The sequence below is a fragment of the Pseudorhizobium halotolerans genome, from assembly GCF_902153235.2.
Lineage (GTDB): Bacteria > Pseudomonadota > Alphaproteobacteria > Rhizobiales > Rhizobiaceae > Neorhizobium > Neorhizobium flavum.
The window spans coordinates 116,526-135,065 of the sequence record NZ_CABFWE030000008.1 but is presented as its reverse complement, the minus strand read 5'-3'; the positions used below and the strand labels follow the sequence as shown (position 1 = coordinate 135,065).

At 64.0% G+C, this 18,540-nt stretch carries 22 protein-coding genes; 10 read left to right on the top strand and 12 right to left on the bottom strand.

Features of this window, described 5'->3' with window-relative positions; all coding sequences use genetic code 11:
• Positions 1-7: 7 nt before the first annotated feature.
• From FN060_RS14750 to FN060_RS14740, 3 genes are all read right to left on the bottom strand, one after another.
• Positions 8-226 (bottom strand): DUF4287 domain-containing protein, encoded by a 219-nt coding sequence (locus FN060_RS14750; RefSeq protein ID WP_142588761.1) that lies wholly within the window; start codon positions 224-226, stop codon positions 8-10.
• A complete protein-coding gene (locus tag FN060_RS14745; protein WP_142588760.1) occupies positions 223-705 on the bottom strand; it encodes a VOC family protein in 483 nt (160 codons plus the stop codon). Before FN060_RS14745 ends, FN060_RS14750 begins: the two co-directional genes overlap by 4 nt.
• Positions 706-989: 284 nt before the next feature.
• Positions 990-1,538, bottom strand: coding sequence for a type II toxin-antitoxin system PemK/MazF family toxin (locus FN060_RS14740; protein WP_142588759.1), 549 nt, complete (start codon positions 1,536-1,538; stop codon positions 990-992).
• Between the two features lie 238 nt (positions 1,539-1,776).
• Here FN060_RS14740 and FN060_RS14735 point away from each other — a divergent pair, with 238 nt between their 5' ends.
• Together FN060_RS14735 and FN060_RS14730 are read left to right on the top strand one after the other, a co-directional pair.
• Positions 1,777-3,096 (top strand): solute carrier family 23 protein, encoded by a 1,320-nt coding sequence (locus tag FN060_RS14735; RefSeq protein ID WP_142588758.1) that lies wholly within the window; start codon positions 1,777-1,779, stop codon positions 3,094-3,096.
• Between the two features lie 92 nt (positions 3,097-3,188).
• Complete coding sequence (locus tag FN060_RS14730; protein ID WP_142588757.1) at positions 3,189-3,803, top strand: carboxymuconolactone decarboxylase family protein; 615 nt, start codon at positions 3,189-3,191, stop codon at positions 3,801-3,803.
• Here the strand turns inward: FN060_RS14730 and FN060_RS14725 are convergent, their stop codons facing one another.
• The gene (locus tag FN060_RS14725) at positions 3,804-5,288 is read right to left on the bottom strand and encodes a protein adenylyltransferase SelO (RefSeq protein WP_142588756.1); all 1,485 of its coding nucleotides are present in this window, start codon (positions 5,286-5,288) and stop codon (positions 3,804-3,806) included.
• A 322-nt stretch (positions 5,289-5,610) separates the two neighbouring features.
• On the opposite strand from FN060_RS14725, the gene FN060_RS14720 reads away from it, so the two are divergent.
• Positions 5,611-6,243 (top strand): outer membrane protein, encoded by a 633-nt coding sequence (locus FN060_RS14720; protein ID WP_142588755.1) that lies wholly within the window; start codon positions 5,611-5,613, stop codon positions 6,241-6,243.
• Between the two features lie 90 nt (positions 6,244-6,333).
• On the opposite strand, the gene FN060_RS14715 is transcribed toward FN060_RS14720, so the two are convergent.
• Together FN060_RS14715 and FN060_RS14710 are read right to left on the bottom strand one after the other, a co-directional pair.
• Entirely contained in the window at positions 6,334-6,618 is a 285-nt protein-coding gene (locus FN060_RS14715) for an acylphosphatase (RefSeq protein WP_077547731.1), read from the bottom strand.
• Positions 6,619-6,687: 69 nt separating this feature from the next.
• Positions 6,688-6,942, bottom strand: coding sequence for a hypothetical protein (locus tag FN060_RS14710; RefSeq protein ID WP_052637568.1), 255 nt, complete (start codon positions 6,940-6,942; stop codon positions 6,688-6,690).
• A 291-nt stretch (positions 6,943-7,233) separates the two neighbouring features.
• On the opposite strand from FN060_RS14710, the gene FN060_RS14705 reads away from it, so the two are divergent.
• Entirely contained in the window at positions 7,234-7,947 is a 714-nt protein-coding gene (locus tag FN060_RS14705; RefSeq protein WP_142588754.1) for a Crp/Fnr family transcriptional regulator, read from the top strand.
• 3 nt (positions 7,948-7,950) lie between these two features.
• Here FN060_RS14705 and FN060_RS14700 read toward each other — a convergent pair whose 3' ends face one another.
• On the bottom strand, positions 7,951-8,196 hold the full coding sequence (locus tag FN060_RS14700; protein WP_413037877.1) for a DUF6894 family protein: 246 nt from the start codon (positions 8,194-8,196) through the stop codon (positions 7,951-7,953).
• A gap of 69 nt (positions 8,197-8,265) precedes the next feature.
• Entirely contained in the window at positions 8,266-8,982 is a 717-nt protein-coding gene (locus FN060_RS14695; protein ID WP_142588753.1) for a Crp/Fnr family transcriptional regulator, read from the bottom strand.
• 362 nt (positions 8,983-9,344) lie between these two features.
• Here FN060_RS14695 and FN060_RS14690 point away from each other — a divergent pair, with 362 nt between their 5' ends.
• Entirely contained in the window at positions 9,345-9,749 is a 405-nt protein-coding gene (locus FN060_RS14690) for a response regulator (RefSeq protein WP_077547726.1), read from the top strand.
• A 76-nt stretch (positions 9,750-9,825) separates the two neighbouring features.
• On the opposite strand, the gene FN060_RS14685 is transcribed toward FN060_RS14690, so the two are convergent.
• The 3 genes from FN060_RS14685 to FN060_RS14675 are packed head-to-tail and all read right to left on the bottom strand — an operon-like array spanning position 9,826 to position 12,894.
• Positions 9,826-10,023 carry a heavy-metal-associated domain-containing protein gene (locus FN060_RS14685; protein ID WP_052637563.1) on the bottom strand — a complete coding sequence of 66 codons (198 nt, stop codon included), beginning with the start codon at positions 10,021-10,023 and terminating at the stop codon, positions 9,826-9,828.
• 54 nt (positions 10,024-10,077) lie between these two features.
• Positions 10,078-10,500 (bottom strand): Cu(I)-responsive transcriptional regulator, encoded by a 423-nt coding sequence (cueR, locus tag FN060_RS14680; RefSeq protein ID WP_142588752.1) that lies wholly within the window; start codon positions 10,498-10,500, stop codon positions 10,078-10,080.
• A gap of 12 nt (positions 10,501-10,512) precedes the next feature.
• Positions 10,513-12,894 carry a heavy metal translocating P-type ATPase gene (locus FN060_RS14675; RefSeq protein ID WP_142588751.1) on the bottom strand — a complete coding sequence of 794 codons (2,382 nt, stop codon included), beginning with the start codon at positions 12,892-12,894 and terminating at the stop codon, positions 10,513-10,515.
• A 146-nt stretch (positions 12,895-13,040) separates the two neighbouring features.
• On the opposite strand from FN060_RS14675, the gene FN060_RS14670 reads away from it, so the two are divergent.
• Entirely contained in the window at positions 13,041-13,700 is a 660-nt protein-coding gene (locus FN060_RS14670) for a dihydrofolate reductase family protein (RefSeq protein WP_142588750.1), read from the top strand.
• Between the two features lie 118 nt (positions 13,701-13,818).
• On the top strand, positions 13,819-14,484 hold the full coding sequence (locus FN060_RS14665; RefSeq protein WP_142588749.1) for a DUF6064 family protein: 666 nt from the start codon (positions 13,819-13,821) through the stop codon (positions 14,482-14,484).
• Positions 14,485-14,490: 6 nt separating this feature from the next.
• Here FN060_RS14665 and FN060_RS14660 read toward each other — a convergent pair whose 3' ends face one another.
• Positions 14,491-14,955, bottom strand: a complete 465-nt coding sequence (locus FN060_RS14660; RefSeq protein ID WP_142588748.1) for a YcgN family cysteine cluster protein — start codon at positions 14,953-14,955, stop codon at positions 14,491-14,493.
• 147 nt (positions 14,956-15,102) lie between these two features.
• On the opposite strand from FN060_RS14660, the gene FN060_RS14655 reads away from it, so the two are divergent.
• From FN060_RS14655 to FN060_RS14645, 3 genes are all read left to right on the top strand, one after another.
• Positions 15,103-17,328, top strand: coding sequence for a transglycosylase domain-containing protein (locus FN060_RS14655; RefSeq protein ID WP_142588747.1), 2,226 nt, complete (start codon positions 15,103-15,105; stop codon positions 17,326-17,328).
• Between the two features lie 67 nt (positions 17,329-17,395).
• Positions 17,396-17,983: a DUF1214 domain-containing protein gene (locus FN060_RS14650; RefSeq protein WP_142588746.1), complete on the top strand. Its 588-nt coding sequence runs from the start codon at positions 17,396-17,398 to the stop codon at positions 17,981-17,983.
• Positions 17,976-18,539, top strand: a complete 564-nt coding sequence (locus tag FN060_RS14645; RefSeq protein WP_077547718.1) for a DUF1254 domain-containing protein — start codon at positions 17,976-17,978, stop codon at positions 18,537-18,539. Before FN060_RS14650 ends, FN060_RS14645 begins: the two co-directional genes overlap by 8 nt.
• Position 18,540 lies beyond the last annotated feature (1 nt).

Sequence of the window (18,540 nt, the reverse complement as noted above, 5' to 3'; positions counted from 1 at the left end):
GGAATATCTAGGCACCTTTCGGCCGGTCCTGAGCCAGCGTGTGCGCCACGACCGCGTTTGCATGGCCGTGGCCCATCCCATGCTCGTTCTTCAGGATGGCGACGAGCTGCATGTGCGCCGCCGGATAGTGCTTTCGAACCACGTCCTGCCACTCGGCGATCGGCCTGCCATAGGTCTTCTCGATTGACGGGAAGTAGGAGGCGGGGCCCTTGGGGCCCGCCGTCATGCCGCCTCTCCGCGTCGCGCCGCCTCGATCTTCGCAACGTCGATCTTCTGCATGGTCATCATCGCGTCAAAGGCGCGCTTGGCTTCCGCGCCGCCGGCGGCGAGCGCCTCGGTCAGCACGCGCGGCGTGATCTGCCACGAGATGCCCCACTTGTCCTTGCACCAGCCGCATTCGCTCTCCTGCCCGCCATTGCCGACAATGGCGTTCCAGTAGCGGTCGGTCTCCTCCTGGTCTTCGGTCATGATCTGGAAGGAGAAGGCTTCGCTGTGCTTGAAGGTCGGGCCGCCGTTCAGCCCGATGCAGGGAATGCCGGCGACCGTGAATTCCACGACGATCACGTCCCCCGCCTTGCCGGATGGAAAGTCCGAGGGTGCACGGGTGACAGCGCCGACCGCACTGTCGGGAAAGGTCGCCGCATAGAAGCTGGCCGCCTCCTCGGCGTCCTTGTCGTACCAGATGCAGATCGTGTTCTTGGCCATGTCGCTCTCCTCTCGAAGCTGGATCGCACGCCCATCGGCGATCGATAGCCCAAGGACGAGGCTACTCCCGTCGCGCCGACATCCCACGAACAGATTTTTGTGGCTGCCACTAGCGCAGAAAAGCGATATGGCACGTGTCGCTCACCACCTGCGCAAACGAAAACCCCGCCAGTTACGGCGGGGTTATCTTAAGGCCATTGCAGACTTGTTATCGCCCTCGCAACGACCTGCCACCGAAGTGGTCTTTCAATCCGCCTAAGCGGTAACATCGTGAATATAGTCATCTACCAATGAATGGTCAATGAATGCATGCCCGTCGAATGCAACACGCAACGACGGACTTCCCTCAGCACTTCAGCAGGGACCATAGGCGCAACGTAATTTCTGAAGCCAACCTTGATCCGGTCAAGACGATGGCAACTTACCGCCATCAGGGTATCGCCCTTGATCCATGCTTGCTCATATTTGTCGCCGGGAACGATGCCGTCGGGCAATCTATAATGGTGATGAAGGACAGGTTCCGGCGCTTGGCTACTAATAGGTACGACCACACATAGCCTCGTCCAAGGATTGACTTTAGGCGAGATCACTACGACAGGTCGCGTCTTCACCATCTCAGGCGAACGAAAACCAAGGCCAAAGTGGCATATCAAAATCTGCCCAGGGCTCGGCTGCCAGCTTATCCCGTGGACCCGCTGCTCTTTCTCCAGGCAATCTGCGAAATCTCGTAGTTGCTTGGAGAAGCTATCGTTAGAGCGCAGACAGTTCGCCAGTTCTTGAATGACGGCCTCATCTGAATCTTGGTTCACCACTACTGTGACTGCTTTTGCCATTGGCCCTCCACCGGCCAAAGGTACAATAATTCTTGGCTACATCAATCTGTTGAAAATATTGGCTCTGCAAGAAACGGGTATTACTTGTCGCATTCTGCCACCCATGGAGGGTCCTCCGCCTGTGGGTAATCCTTCCACGCCAATGACAGCGCCTGCCGTTGTCGCTAACGACGTCTGCGGCGCGCCGGCCGCAGATCGTGACGGCGCAGAGCGAGACGGACAAGCAAGAGGCATACCAATGGGCGAGAGTGGCGGTTATTTTCCGCGGTGGCGGCTGAAGACGGAGGGGCGCATCCTGCCCGATGAGCGGCTGCCGGCGGGGCAGACCATGGTGCTCGGCCTGCAGCATGTCGTCGCCATGTTCGGCTCGACGGTGCTGGCGCCGATCCTGATGGGCTTCGACCCGAACGTCTCGATCCTGTTTTCCGGTATCTCGACGCTGATCTTCTTCATTGCCGTCGGCGGCCGGGTGCCGAGCTATCTCGGCTCCTCCTTCGCCTTCATCGGTCCGGTCCTGGTCGCGACCGCAGCGACTGCCGGAGCGCCCAATCCGAACATCGCCCTGGCGCTCGGCGGCATCATCGTCGCAGGCGCGCTCTATGCGCTGATCGGCGTGATCGTCATGGCGGCCGGCCATCGCTGGATCGAGCGGCTGATGCCACCGGTGCTGACGGGTGCCATCGTCGCCGCCATCGGCCTCGTGCTCGCGCCGATCGCCATCGCCAGCGCGTCCGGAACCGGCCCGGACAGCCCGGACGGCAGCCAGCTGTCGCGCTGGGTGGCCATCCTCACGGTCGCGGCGGTCGGTCTGATCGCGGTCTATGCCCCCGGCATGACCCGCCGCCTGCCGATCCTCATTGGCGGCGCGCTCGCCTACCTTCTCTATCTCGTCCTCGCCAACGGTTTCGGGATGGGTATGCCGGTGGACTTTTCCGGCGTCGCCGCGGCCGCCTGGTTTGGCCTGCCGAGCTTCACCACGCCGGTCTTCTCGGTTCCGGCGATCACGCTGATTGCGCCGGTCGTCGTCATCCTGGTTGCGGAGAACCTCGGACACATCAAGGCGATCGGCGCGATGACCGACCGCAACCTCGATCCCTATCTCGGCCGCGCCTTCATCGGCGACGGCGTCGCCACCATGCTGTCCGGCTCCTTCGGCGGCACGGGCATGACCACCTATGCCGAGAACATGGGGGTGATGGCGGTGACGCGTATCTTCTCCACGCTCGTCTTCCTCGTGGCGGCCGCAATCGCCATCCTGCTCGGCTTCTCGCCGAAGTTCGGGGCGCTGATCCAGACCATCCCCGGGCCGGTGCTTGGCGGGTTGTCGATCGTCGTCTTCGGCCTGATCGCCGCAACGGCGGGGCGGATCTGGGTCGAGAACAAGGTGGATTTCGCCGAGCCGCGCAACCTCATCACCGTTGGCGTGGCTCTGGTGCTCGGTGCCGGCAACTTCAAGCTCGAGGTCGCCGGCTTCACGCTCGACGGCATCGGCACGGCGACCATCGGCGCAATCGCGCTTTACCATGCGCTCGGCTGGGCGAAGCCGGGCAAGGCGTAAGCGGGCACAAGATCGCGGCCGGGGGAGAGCCCCGGCCGCATTCCCATGACCGCGCTTTGGGGGTATGCTTCCCGTTTTGGGGAGCAGTTCCGATGGCCTTCATCTCCACCCCCGGCCCCGAAGCGGGCGACGCCACCGCCGCCATGTATGTCTCGGCGGAAGAGAGCTATGGCTACCTGCCCAACATGTACCGCATCTTCGGCCACCGGCCGGAGGTGATGGAAAAATGGGGGGCGCTGCTCGCCAGCATCCGCGGGCACATGAGCCTGCGCCGCTACGAACTGGTGACGCTGGCGGCGGCCAGGGAACTGAAGTCATCCTACTGCATGCTGGCGCACGGCTCCGTGCTGCTGCGCGAAGGCTTCAGCGAGACCCAGCTGGCCGACACCGCCACCGACGGCGCTCACGCTCCGCTCGACGAGGCGGAGCGGGAAATGATGCGCTTTGCAGCCAAGGTCGTGCGCGACGCCACCTCCATAACCCGAGAGGATGTCGGCAGGCTGAAGGCGCAAGGCTTCACCGATGCGGAAATCTTCGACATCACCGCGGCAGCCGCCGTCCGCTGCTTCTTCAGCAAGACGCTCGACGCACTGGGTGCCGAGCCGGATGCAGCCTATCGCGAGCGGCTGCCGGCGAACCTCGTCCAGACGCTCACGGTCGGGCGCAAGATCGAGGGAAGCTTTCAAACCGCGACCGCGACGCCGTGATCACGTGCCGCAGAAGGTCTGCAGCACCCGTTCCTCCGGCTTCGGGGGGACCGTATAGGCCTCGAATTCAGGACGATCCTCGTAGGGCCGTTCCACCGCCTGCAGCAGCCTGTTGAAGAAACTGAGGTCGCCGTAGTTGGCGGCAGCCAGCGCCTCCTCAACCTTGTGGTTGCGCGGGATGATGGCCGGGTTGACGGCGCGCATGGCGGCAGCGCGTTCCTCTTGCGAAGCCCTCTCCCGCTCGAGCCGCTGGCGCCAGGTTTCGAGCCAGGTGGTTGCCTTGTCCTTTTCCTTGAAGGACGAGAGGAAGGCCTCCTCACCCGCGCCGGCTGCGACGTCGCAGAGCCGCCGGAAGGTCAGCGTGAAGTCGGCCTCGCCGTCCTGCATGGCGGCGAGCAGCGCCTGGACGAGTTCGCCGTCTCCCTCCTCCTCCGATGACAAGCCGGTCTTGTTGCGGAAGACCGAAAGCCATGCCGCCTGGAAGCGCTGGCCGAATTCGCTCAGCACGTGGTTGGCGGTCAGCACCGCCTTGTCCTGATCCTCGTCGATCAGCGGCAGCAGGCATTCGGCGAGCCGGGCGATGTTCCACTGGGCGATGCCGGGCTGGTTGCGATAGGCGTAGCGGCCGCCCTGGTCGATGGAGGAGAAGACCTTCATCTGGTCGTATTCGTCCAGGAAGGCGCAGGGGCCGAAGTCGATCGTCTCGCCCGAGAGCGTCATGTTGTCGGTGTTCATCACGCCATGGATGAAGCCGACGCCGAGCCAGCGGGCGACGAGATCGGCCTGCGCGAATGCGACGGCGCGCAGCAGCTCCAGATAGGGTTTCTCCACCTCGCGAAGCTCGGGATAGTGGCGCTCGATCACATAGTCGGCCAGTGTCCTCAATCCGTCGACATCCTGTCGGGCGGCGAAATACTGGAACGTGCCGATGCGCACATGGCTCGACGCCACCCGCACGAAGACGGCGCCCGGCTGCGGCGTCTCGCGATAGACCTGTTCGCCTGTCGCGACGGCGGCCAGCGCGCGTGTAGCGCGGACGCCGAGCGCATGCATTGCCTCCGAGAGGATATATTCCCGCAGCACCGGGCCGAGTGCCGCACGGCCATCGCCGCGGCGGGAGAACGGCGTCGGCCCTGCCCCCTTCAGCTGGATATCGCGGCGGGTTCCGTTCCGGTCGATGACCTCGCCTATCAGAATCGCCCGTCCGTCGCCGAGCTGCGGGACGAAGGAACCGAACTGGTGGCCGGCATAGGCCATGGCGAGCGGGGTGGCACCCTGCGGTACGACATTGCCGGCAAAGATCGCGGCCAGCCGCTGTGGGTCGGTCACGTCTGCCTCGATGCCGAGCTCCTCAGCCAGGCCCTCGTTGAACTTCAGGAGGACCGGGCCCTCCACGGGCTCCGCATAGACCGAAGCGTAGAAGCGCTCGGGCAGGCGCGCATAGGAATTATCGAACTGGAACAAGAGAAAACTCCTTCGCCTCATCAGGCATGGATATGGGGACTCCTGCCCGTTCAACAAACAAGGGCGCTGCTTGGTTTCCCGTCGGCGGAGCCGGTGCGGCGGTGACCTGGCGGCTCAACCTGCCTGATGCAATTTCGCAACAGCGGAACTTGTTTGATGCGAGGGGCCGGAACCGGCGGAACGCGGCGGCTTCCGGCTCGTTCTTTCGCCATCATCAACTACGGACGGCCGGGGCAACAAACTGTCATTTCTCATTTACAAAAAGCTGTTGTAATTCAGCTACAGCTTTATCAGTGAGATAGACTACATCTTGGGCATCCGCATTCGAGTAAGGAGACGCATCATGAAGAGAACTCTCATCCTGGCAGCAAGCGTTGCAATGCTGGCATCCACCTCGGCTCTTGCCGCCGACGCCGTGGAATATGTTCCGGAAGCACCGGCTGCCGTTGAAATGCCGGCCGCATTCAGCTGGAGCGGCCCGTATCTCGGTGTCCACGGCGGCTACGGCTGGGGCAGCGCAGACGTTGACGGCGTCGGCGACGGCGACTTCGACGGCGGTCGCTTCGGCGCCTTCGCCGGCTACAACTGGGAAGTCTCCAACGGCTTCGTCGCCGGTATCGAGGGTGACCTCAACTACGACTGGAACGAAGAGGAAATCGTTGCAGGCGTCGATGGGCAGACCGGCCTCTCCGGCTCCGTTCGCGGCCGCGTCGGCTTTGCGATGGACCGCGCGCTGATCTACGCAGCCGGTGGCTGGACGGCAACCAATGTCGAGGTTGACGGCGGCGCGCTCGGCAGCGAGAGCGACACCCTGCACGGCTGGACGCTTGGCGCCGGCGTTGATTACGCCTTCACCGACAACATGTTCGGACGCCTGGAATACCGCTACAACGACTACAGCGAAGGCGACCTCGGCGGCTTCGACGTCGACTTCGACCAGCACGTCGTACAGGTCGGTCTTGGCGTGAAGTTCTGATCCTTCCCGAGAAGCATGCGAAAAGGGCTCCGTCAGGGGCCCTTTTCATTTGCGAACAGCGGATTTCAAGCCTCAGACGACAAGACCGCGTCACCGCGTGACGCGGAACTCCGGCGGCAGATCGGCCAGCTTCTCGTCCCAGGTCTCCACGGCCGAAACCAATGCGCCGGGCGGACCCTGCCACAGGCATTCCACCATGGCGGCAACCGCCGCGGGCGGACCCGCGAACACGACGGCGACCGTTCCGTCCCGTTCGTTGCGCACCCATCCGGCAAGACCCAGCTTCCGTGCCTGGCCCTGTGTCCAGGCACGGAAGCCTACCCCCTGCACCCTTCCCGAAATGCGTGCGCCCAGGATCCGTTGGTCGTCGGTCATCGCTGCCCCCTCAGCCGGATCTAGCGGACGGCAGCCGGCGAGGCTGCTGTCTCGTGGGGCCCGAACCGGTCACGAGATATGCAGGCGCCCGGTATTGCGAACCAGCCTCGTGGAGGTCATGAGCGCGGCCACCGCGCCAAGCTTCTGGGGCTCGTGAAGGCCCATCCTGTAGAGCCGGATGATGGAGCGCCCTAGGTCCTCGCCCTTGTCGCTTCCATCCAGGCCTTTCTCCGAGCTCAAGGCAAGGTGAAAGGCATTGCGCATCAGTTCGAGATCATCAGGCGTGAATACACCAACCTGAAGCCCGTCCTGTCTCGTCAACATGCCGCACCTCCTTCCATGTCTGCAGGAGCCCGTCGAGAAGATCGTTCGACGCTTATGACAGGCTATCAGGAAATGATCGGGCGATGTGGCTTTGTACGCTAGGGGACCAAGAACTGCATCGTCAGGATCGCACCAGCCCCGGAAGCCGCCGGAGAGCAGCCGTGCACGCGCCATGATTGTCCGCCACCGTACCCAAAATCCGCAGCAAAATCGCGGTGCTATACGATTCTGAACCGCCAGGGGACTCATGGGCATGGCGGCCGGACCTTCCGCCCGACATCAATGAGAAAAATGTCCATCGCATACCACCCGGCCGCGCAAAACCGACTGCTAGCCCTGTTGCCCGAACGCGAGTTCGGAGCGGTATCGCACCACCTGGAGGCGGTGAAGCTTCCGCGAGGCTTCGAGATCGTCGGCGCCGATGGGCAGATCGAGCATGTCTACTTCCTGTGCAGCGGCATCGGTTCGGTGGTCACCGTCGCGGCCGAGGCGCAGCGCGCGGAGGCCGGCATGTTCGGCCGCGAAGGCTTCGCACCGACCTCTGCCGGCGTGGGCGGCACGATCAGCGTGCATCAGGTGCTGATCCAGGTGGAAGGTCGCGGATTCCGGATGCCCCTCGACGCGGCGAAGGCGCTGCTGCCGGAACACCCCACCTTCTCCAACCTGCTGGCGCGGTTTATCCAAGCCTTCTCCTCCCAAATCTCGTTTACGGCATTGTGCAATGTAACTTGCCAGGTGGACGAGCGGCTCGCGCGCTGGTTGCTGATGTGCCATGACCGGGTGGACGGCGACGAGATTGCGCTCACCCACGACTTCATCTCGCTGATGCTCGGCGTCCGGCGGCCGAGCGTCACGACAGCACTGCATGTGCTGGAGGGCCGGAAGCTCATCCAGGCCGAGCGCGGACGCATTACCATCCGCGACCGCCGGGGCCTGCAGGAATTCGCCGCAACCGCCTATGGCAAGCCGGAAGAGGAGTACCGCCGTCTGATCGGCGAGTTCTGACCCTCAGCGCTTCAACTGCTCTTCAATCACCTGCCGGAACGAGATGCTCTTGAGCACCGCGTCGGTTTCGTCGCAGACGTCCAGGAAGGTGTTGCCGATCACCTCGCCCGTCCTGATCCGGGCGGCGGCGAGTTCCTTGATGGCATCGACAGCACTCTGGCGTGCCTCCTCAAGGCTCCGGTGTTCCTCCCCTTCTTCATCCAGCACGGTGCCGCCTTCATCGCGGATATGAAAGTAGTATCGTTTCATCGACACGGGACGTCTCCTTCGGGGACCCCCTTGATGGATGGTGAGGACCTGCCGGCTGCACCATCCTGCTCAGAACAAGTCCTTCATCAGACGCCGGTATTCCTCTTCCGGTCGCCCATAGGCATCCCGTGCGAACTCCTGGAGACCGGGTCTGTTCCTGACGATGACCTTGCCTCTCTCCGATTTGATGAAGCCGCTGCCTTCCAGAAGATGGAGGGAGGTCGTGACGCTCGGGCGGCGGACAGCAAGCATTACCGCCAGATATTCGTGGGTCAGGGCGATCTCGTCGCCGGGAACGCGATCGTGGCACATCAGCAGCCATCGAGCGAGCCGCTCGGTGGCGTCATGAATGGCATTCGAGGCGAGCGTATAGGATAATTGGATCGAGAAGGCTTCCATGGCGCGGATGACGACGCGGGAAAAGCTCCGGTTGGTCTCCATGGCATGCCGGAAATCGGCAAAGCTCATCCGGTAGGCTTCAGCATCCACCTGAATGCTCACGTCATGGGCGTGGAGTTCCACATCGGCCACGGCCGAGGTGGGAACATAGCCGTCAAACCCGAACATGCCCGCTTCGGCCCGGTGTCCCTCCGGCGTTTCCACAACAATCGAACCGATGCCAGAAGTCAGGAAATAGAGGTAGTCGATCGGCTGTCCCGACTTGCCGATCGAAGTTCCTCGCGGCAGCAGGACATGCTCGAGCTTGCCGCTGATCCGCTCGAAGTCGTCGGGCGGCAGCAGCGAAAGCAGCTTGTTGGAAATGGTGGTTTGGAGCGGAGTTTCCATCGCGCGCCTCCAAATTGGGGCAAGAGCGCGTTTGGTCCCTCAGCCGTCTGCGCCCTTTTTAGTCTGCAGACGATAGGGCGAATATAGAGGTCACCTACCGGGAGGAAAGGCCGCTTTGGCCGCAGGGCCTCCTGCGCATCAAAGAAGGTTGTTGCTCCAATGGGTTGACGGATCAAAAAATCCACTGACGCCGGAAAGGAGGCAAACCTCCTCCGGTTCGCGGAACTATTTGAGCCGGTTTCAAAGGCCCCATGGTTATCTCCGTTCGCTAACGTACGGGAACGATCTCCCTTCCCTCTGCGTATCCTCGCAAAAGCAGGTTGTCATAGCGGGCTGCAACCGGAGAGACCGGAGGCAAGAAAATGGAGACGAGACGAGAGAAGATCGACACCACCTTCGCAGGAAAAGCGGTCCTGGTCGTGGAGGATGAGTATCTGGTAGCTTCGATGATTACGGATGCCTTCGAGGATGCCGGCGCGGACATCGTCGGGCCGGTGTCGGATCTGCGCATGGCACTCGACTTGCTGAACAACGAGCGCATTCGCGTGGATGCTGCCACACTCGATGTAAAACTCGGCGGCGAAGACGTCTTCCCGCTCGCCGAGCGTCTTGCAGAAGAGGGAATCCCGTTCGTCTTCCTGACCGGATACGAGTGCCACTTCCTTCCCGAGCGGTTCCAGGGCAGCCCCTGCCTCAGCAAGCCGTTCGAGCCGGAGGAGGTCGTGGAGGCCCTTCGCCCCCACCTGAAAACTGCCGCACCGGTCTAAGTCCGAGCAGAGAGAGGGGGCGATCCCCCACGGCCCTGCCGGATCGCTTCCGCAGGGCGGCTTCTCCTTGCGAGCCTCAGGCAGCCTTTTCCGGCGTATAGCCGGCATCCCGGATCGCTTCTTCGGCGCGGGCGGCATCGCCTTCGACGGTGACCCGCTTGGCGTCGAGGTCGACGGTCACGGCAGCGCCCGGCAGTGCCTCGCCAAGGGCGGAGCGGACGCTCTTCTCGCAGTGGCCGCAGGTCATGTCCGGGACGTTGAAAGTGGTGGTCATCGAGCAGTCTCCTTTTGTTGTTGTTGCCTTCTGCACCTTCCCACAGTGGGAGGGTCAAGCACGTTTCTTCGCGCGGACGGGAGCCGGAGCGACACCCGCCAGATCGTCGAGGATCGGGCAGTTGGGGCGGTCGTCGCCGCTGCAGCAATGGGAGAGATGCTTCAGCGTCTTGACCATGCCCTGCATCTCCGCAATGCGCCGCTCCAGATCGACGATGTGAACCTCTGCCACCTCCTTGACGGAGGCGCTGGTGCGGCCCTTGTCCTGCCAGAGCTTCAGGAGCGTCTCCGTTTCCTCCAGCGAGAAGCCCAGATTGCGGGCACGCTTGATGAAGCGGAGGATGTGCACCTCCTCGGCTCCATAGACGCGGTAATTGTTTCCGGTGCGGCCCATGGGCCGGATGAGGCCGATCTGCTCATAATAGCGGATCATCTTGGCGGAGACGCCGGAGGCGTCGGATGCCTGGCCGATGTTCATCGCAATCTCTCCTTAACTGACCTTGACCGCGCGCAGCCTCAGCGCATTGAGGACGACGAAGACGCTGGAGAAGGCCATGGCGCCGGCGGCGATCATCGGCGACAGCTGGATGCCGAAGGCCGGATAGAGAACGCCGGCGGCGACCGGGATCAGCGCGACATTGTAGCCGAAGGCCCAGAACAGGTTCTCCTTGATGTTGCGGATGGTCGCCCGGCTGACGGCAATGGCATCGGCGACGCCGGAGAGCGCGCCGCCCGAGAGCACCACGTCCGCACTTTCGATTGCAACATCCGTGCCGGTACCGACGGCAATGCCGATATCAGCTTCGGCCAGTGCGGGCGCATCGTTGATGCCGTCACCGACGAAGGCAAGCTTGCGGCCTCCGGCGCGAAGCTCATGGATGGCGGCGACCTTCCCGTCGGGCAGGACTTCCGCCACGACGCGGTCGATGCCTGCCTGGCGGGCGACGGCTTCGGCGGTGCGGCGGTTGTCGCCGGTGACCATGGCAACGGTCAGCCCCATCTCCTTCATCGCAGCGATCGCTGCGGCGCTGCCGGGCTTGATAGGATCGGTAACGGCGATCGCAGCCGCGACCTTGCCGTCTATGGCGGCATAGAGCGGCGTCTTGCCCTCGTCGCCCAGCCGGCCGGCAGCCTCGGCGAAGGACGCGACGGAAAGCCCGAGCTTTTCCATGAAGCGGTCGGCGCCGACGGCGATCCGACGACCGGCGACCTCCGCCTCGATGCCGTAGCCGGCGGTTGCCTGGAAGCCGGTGGCGGGCTCGACGGCCAGCCCCTTCTCCTCTGCCGCCCGGACGATGGCCTCGGCAATCGGGTGTTCCGAGCGCCCCTCGACGGCCGCGACGAGCGCCAGCACCTCGTTCTGGGTAAAGCCTTCGGCCGTGACGAGATCGGTCAGCTCCGGCTGGCCCTTGGTGATCGTGCCGGTCTTGTCGAAGACGACCATGTCGACGGACCGCAGTTCCTGCAGCGCATCGCCCTTGCGGAAGAGGACGCCGAGTTCGGCGGCGCGGCCGGAGCCCACCATGATGGAGGTCGGCACGGCAAGCCCCATGGCACAGGGGCAGGCGATGATGAGGACGGCGACGGCGGCGACCACCGCATGGCTGAGCGAGGGGCCGAAGACGAGCCAGGCGAAGAAGGTGACGACAGCGAGTGCGATGACGGCCGGCACGAACCAGGCGGTCACCTTGTCGACCATGGTCTGGATCGGCAGCTTTGCGCCCTGGGCCTGCTCCACCATGCGGATGATCTGCGCCAGCATGGTATCGCGGCCGACCTTTTCCGCCCGGAAGCGGAAGGAGCCGGTCTTGTTGATGGTGCCGCCGATAACGGTGGCGCCCTCGCCCTTGGCAACCGGTACGGGCTCGCCGGAGATCATCGATTCATCCACATGCGAGGCGCCGTCGATGACCGTGCCGTCTACGGGCACGCGCTCGCCGGGCCGTATGACAACCACGTCACCCACCACGACCTCCTCGGTCGGGATGTCGACGGCCTTGCCGTCGCGCTCGACGCGGGCGGTCTTGGCCTGCAGGCCGGCGAGCTTGGAGATTGCCTGGCTGGCGCGACCGCTGGCACGCGCCTCCAGTATGCGTCCGAAGAGGATCAGGGTGACGATGACGGTCGCGGCCTCGTAATAGACATAGCGGGCATTTTCCGGCAGCAGGCCGGGCAGGAAGGTCGCGATCAGCGAATAGCCGTAGGCGGCCAGCACGCCGACGGCGACCAGCGAGTTCATTTCCGGCGCGCCGTGCAAAAGCGCCGGCAGGCCGCTCTTGAGGAAGCGGAAGCCGGGGCCGAAGATGACGACCGTCGCCAGCGCGAAGTAGAGGTAATAGAGGTTCTGCGTGGAGATGACGCCCATCAGCCAGTGATGCATGGGATCATAGACGTGACTGCCCATTTCCAGCACGAAGAGCGGCAGGGTGAGGATCGCGGCAATGGCAAGGTCGCGCTTCAGCGTTGCGTCGCCATGCATATGCATGTGGTCATGACCGGCTGGCTCATCGGCGGCGGCATGGCCGGCGTGCTGATGATACGCATGGTCCTGGTGCACATGGTCATGCGCGCCGTGACCGGCATGCGGGCCGGCCGCGGGCACCGCGTAGCCAGCGTCCCGAAGCGCCCGCTGCATGGCGCCGGCGGGAACTTCGTAGCCGACCTTCTCGATCGCCGCGGTCAGCGCCTCGGGTGAGAAGTCCTCGGTCGGTTCGACGGTCAGCTTCTTGGTCGCGAAGTTGACGGAGCTTGTCGCCACGCCCGGCACCTTGGCGGCGGCGGTTTCCACGCGGCGCACGCAGGAGGCGCAGGTCATGCCTTCGACGGGGATGCTGATCGGTTCGATATGGGGCAGTTTGACGGTCTGGTTCATGGCGGAATCCTCTGTTCCGCATATAGGTGGACCTTCCCATCATGGGAAGGTCAAGCACGATGTGCAGAGAAATTCGCCAGGGGTGTCGGAAGCGTGTTTCTGCCCGCGTCCTTGAGCCGGAATTCATCAAAGACGGGAGTAGTGCGATGAGGAAGATCATTGTCGGCGCATTCACCAGCCTCGACGGCGTCATGCAGGCACCCGGCGGCCCGGACGAGGACCCGACCGGCGGCTTCCGGCACGGCGGCTGGGCCTTCCCCTTCTTCGACGAGGACATGGGCAAGGCGGTGGACGAGATGTTTTCCGAACCTTTCGACCTGCTGCTCGGGCGCAAGACCTACGACATCTTCGCCGCCCACTGGCCCTATGCCGGCGCCGATGATCCGATCGGTTCGCTGTTCGACCGGATCACGAAATATGTGGCGACCCGCGATCCGGGGATGACGCTCGACTGGCAGAACAGCCGGACGCTCGGCAGCGACGTGGTCGAAACTTTGAAGGTGTTGAAGAAGGAGGACGGCCCGAACCTCCTGACCCAGGGCTCGACGGATTTCCTGCAGACGTTGTTCCGGCACGGACTGGTGGACGAAATGTATGTTTCGGTCTTCCCCGTCATCCTCGGCGGCGGCAAGCGGCTGTTCGCCGACGGCGCCACTCCGGTGACATTGAAGCTCCTCGGCTCGAAGACCTCGGGCACCGGCATCGTGGTGAACCGCTACGCCGCCGCCGGCCCGGTCGTCACCGGCTCCTTCGAATTCGAGCAGCCGAGTGAAGCCGAACTGGAGCGGAGGCGGAAGCTGACTTAGGGGGACAGCCTCTGGAGCAGTCGCAGTCCGTTTCCACGACGCCGTCAACGGCTATTGTTGCGCCTGATCAATGCGGGAGGAATGGCGGCAGTGATACTGGGTGCATGGAGGTTTCGACATGCTGCCCTTTGCCCGCGACCAGTTCCTGGCGGTCTTTGCCGCGTACAATCAGTCGATATGGCCCGCACAGCTCTTTGCTCTGGCTCTGGGCGTCGCCATCATCTACGCCGTCGTGAGGCAGACGAAATCGGCGGGCGTGCTCGTGAGCCTCGGGCTGGGCGCCATGTGGCTCTGGACCGGTCTGTTCTATCATCTGGCGTTCTTCAGCAGCATCAACGGCGCCGCCTACGTGTTCGGCGCCGGCTTCCTTCTCCAGGGACTGCTGTTCCTGCGGGCCGCTGCCCGGCGGGACCTGGAATACGGTGATGCTCCCCCGCTCAGGACCTATGTCGGCTACTTTCTCGCGGGCTATGCCGTGGTGCTCTATCCGCTGATCGGCTTTTTCTTGGGGCACGACGTGTTCGCGCTTCCCGCCTTCGGGGTGACGCCATGCCCCGTGACGATCTTCACGTTCGGCGTTTTGCTGCTTGCAACGCGGCGGGTACCGGTTGCGCTTCTCGTCGTCCCCCTGCTCTGGTCGCTCATCGGCGGAAGCGCCGCCTTCCTGCTGGATATCCCGCAGGACTGGATGCTGCTCGTCAGCGGCGTGGCCTCGCTCGCTCTCCTTACGATGTTGGACAGAGACCGGAGGCCTCTACCGCGACAAACATCGGGAGCGCCGTGATATCGCTCACGCCTCCTCACCCACCTTCCACGGCCAGTCCACCACGTATTCCTCGAAAGCCTCCACCGGCACCTCGGTCTCGCAGACGGTCTCGTGGCCACGGGCGGAGATGCCGGCCTGGTGGACGGTTTCGGGATCGCCGGAAACCAGCGGGTGCCACCAGTAGAGGTCGTGGCCTTCGCGCAGCAGGCGGTAGCCGCAGGTGGGCGGCAGCCAGACGATCTCGTCGACCGCCGACGGCGTCAGCTGGATGCACTCCGGCACCGTCGCCTGGCGGTTATCGTAGTCGGTGCAGCGGCAGCTCGTGCCATCCATCAGCCGGCAGCGGACGGAGGTAAAGACGACGTCGCCGGTTTCCCAGTCCTCGAGCTTGTTGAGACAGCAAAGGCCGCAGCCGTCGCAGATGCTCTCCCATTCGCGCTGGTCCATCTCCTCCAGCGATTTCGTCTTCCAGAAGGGCAGTTCGGTCATTCACATATCCGTGCCGGGAACCGATAAGGCGGTCGCCGCTTTTGCCTGTTGCGATTCTGTCATCGCATTTCAACATTTCATCAGCTAATGCTGATTATGCATGCCCGCTGCTCTGGCCGCTCATGATGGCGACGTCAAGCAACCGGCATGACGATCGGGGGATACACGGTGCAGGACGATCCGACAAACAGCCAGAAGCAGCCGCGCAGGAAGCGCCACCTGCTGCTGCGCATCGATTCCTGGATCGACTCCACCGTCTGGAACCTCGGCTTCCGGCTCGGCGAAATCTGGGAAGAGATCACCATCTTCTTCCGCCGGTTCCGCGTCCGCGGGTGGAAGAAGGCCGTCTTCGAACTCGCCGGCGAGGCCATGACGCTCGGTACGGCCGGCGCGGTCGTGCTGCTCGCGCTTGCCATGCCCGCCTTTGAGGAAACCAAGGAAGATTGGCGCAATCGTGGCGATTTCGCCGTCACCTTCCTCGACCGCTACGGCAATACGATCGGCCATCGCGGCATCATCCACGAGGACTCCGTGCCGATCGACGAACTGCCGGACCACCTGATCAAGGCGGTACTGGCGACCGAGGACCGCCGGTTCTTCGACCATTTCGGCATCGACTTCTTCGGGCTCGCCCGCGCCATGAACGAGAACGCCAAGGCGGGCGGCGTCGTCCAGGGCGGCTCCACGCTGACGCAGCAGCTCGCCAAGAACCTGTTTTTGACCAATGAGCGCTCCTTCGAGCGCAAGATCAAGGAAGCCTTCCTGGCGCTGTGGCTCGAGGCCAACCTCTCCAAGAAGGAGATCCTCGCCTACTATCTCGACCGCGCCTACATGGGCGGCGGCACCTTTGGTGCGGCGGCGGCGTCGCAGTTCTACTTCGGCAAGAACATCACCGAGGTGAACCTTGCCGAAAGCGCCATGCTGGCCGGCCTCTTCAAGGCGCCGGCGAAATATGCGCCGCACGTCAACCTGCCGGCTGCCCGCGCCCGCGCCAACGAGGTGCTGACCAACCTCGTGCAGGGCGGCATGATGAGCGAGGGACAGGTGATCGGCGCCCGGCGCAGCCCCGCCACCGTCATCGACCGCGCCGAGGTGAAGGCACCGGACTATTTCCTCGACTGGGCCTTCGACGAGGTCCAGCGCCTGGCAAAGACGGGCAAGGTCAAGGAGCGCTCGGTGATCGTCCGCACCACGCTGGACATGGGCCTGCAGCAGGCGGCGGAAGCCGCGGTCGAATCCAGCCTGCGGGAATATGGCGAAAGCTATCGCTCCAAGCAGGGCGCGCTGGTGCTGGTCGAGAACGGCGGTGCCGTGCGCGCCATGGTCGGCGGGCGCGACTACGGCGAGAGCCAGTTCAACCGCGCAACGCGGGCGCTGCGGCAGCCGGGCTCATCCTTCAAGCTCTATACCTATGCGGCCGCCATGGAGAAGGGTTTTACACCGGAATCGGTGGTCTCCGACGCACCCGTGACATGGCGCGGCTGGTCGCCCCAGAACTATGGCCGCTCCTACAAGGGACGGGTCACGCTGATGACGGCCATGTCGCAATCCTACAATACCGTGCCGGTTCGGCTGGCAAAGGACGAGCTCGGAACCGAGCGGATCGCCCAACTTGCAAAGGACATGGGAATCGAGACGCCGCTCAGGACCGACAAGACCATTCCGCTCGGCACCTCCGAAGTAACCGTGCTCGACCAGGCGACGGCCTATGCGGTCATGCCGGCAGGCGGGCTGCAGTCGCGCCGCCACGGCATCGCGCAGGTGGTGGGCTATGGCGGTGACGTGCTCTACGACTTCCAGCGCGACGAGCCGCCGCCGCGCCGCGTGCTCTCGGAGCAGGCGACCTCGTCCATGAACCGGATCCTCACCAACATTCCCTATAACGGCACCGCACGACGGGCAGCGCTCGACGGGGTTCTGACAGCCGGCAAGACCGGCACCTCGCAAAGCTATCGCGACGCCTGGTTCGTCGGCTTTACCGGCAACTACACCGCTGCTGTCTGGTTCGGGAACGACGATTACACGCCGATGAACAACATGACGGGCGGTTCGCTGCCGGCGATGACCTTCAAGAAGCTAATGGACTATGCCCACCAGGGCATCGAGCTGAAGCCGATCCCGGGCATCGAGAACCCCTTCCCCGAGAGCGAGAAGAAAAAGGATGTGGTCGTCGCCGAAAAGCCGGAGGGCGAGGAGGCGCTTCCGCCGCTGGTGAGGCCGCGCTCCATGTCGGCGGAATCCACCCGCGTCCTGCGCAGGATCGCCGACCAGCTGAAGGCGGCAGCCCCGCTTCTGCCGGCAACAGCCAAGGTCGCCGATTCCACCATTACCGGCGCGGTCGAGGCCACGCCTGTCGCAGCGCCGGTGCGGTAGCCGGGGCGTTTCTTTCCGGGGGAATCAGTGGTAACCCTCGACCGCAATCATCGAGGGCAGCCTTTCCGTGTTTCGTGTGCCATTCCTTGTCGCCATCGCGCTTGCCATTGCCTTCGGCGGCGGCATCTGGTCGACGCTCCGGGCCCTTGAGGCGACCGCCGGTTTCGGCGCCATCCGCCTCGGAGCCTGGGAAGCGTTTCCGAACGCACAGACCGCTGCGGCTGACCCCTACGCGAAATCGCACCGGGCGAGCGCCGGCGCGCTGCTCTATGCCACGGCAGAGGGCCTGCAGTTTACCGCCAACGTGGACGACAGCGGTGCTGCGTTGCGGGGCGATTGCTCCTATCGCATTTCCGGCCATACCCCGCCGACACGGCTGTGGACCCTGCACAGCGTGCGGACGGAGACGATGAGAAAGGCCGAGGATGCAGGACTTCCGGTCGCGCTCAACTCCCGCGCCATCCTGCGCCATGCGGACGGCTCCTTCGAAATCGAGGTCTCGGCCGATGCGAAGCCCGGCAACTGGCTTGCCGTTCCCGGCGACCGCCGTTTGCGACTGCGGATGACGCTGCTCGACACGCCAGCAGCCGGCAGTTCCGGGTTGATCGACCTCTCCATGCCGTACATCCAGCAGACCGGATGCCGCGATGCTTAAGCTTGGTCTCGCGATCGTCACGGGGCTGCTCGGGGCCGCGCTGCTGCACTTCATCATCATCCTGTCGCTTCCCTATTTCAGCGAGAAGGATGCCTATACGCGCGTGCTTGCAGAAGGGGAGCGACACAGCTTCCACCGGCTGCCCGACATCCGCGACCGCGCCGGGCTGGTGCAGGACGATCCGTTCGTGGAACTGTCGGTCTGTGCCTACGACATCTCTCAGGGGCCGATCCGGATCTATGCGCGGGGGGACGTGCCGTTCTGGTCGCTCGGCATCTACGACGCCGGGTCCAACGAGGTCTTCAGCATCAACGACCGTACCGCCTCGAACGGCGTCCTCGATGTCGTCCTGGCAACCCCGGTCCAGCTGACTCTGTTGCGCAAGGCGCTGCCGGAGCCGATCAGCGAGGCGATCCTGGTGGAGACCCAGCAGGCCGACGGCTACATGGTGTTGCGGACAATGGTGCCGCAGCGGAGTTTCAACGCGGCGGCGACGGAATTCCTGTCGCAAGCCGTCTGCGCACCGTTCGACTGGCGACCGCGCCAGCAGTTCTGAA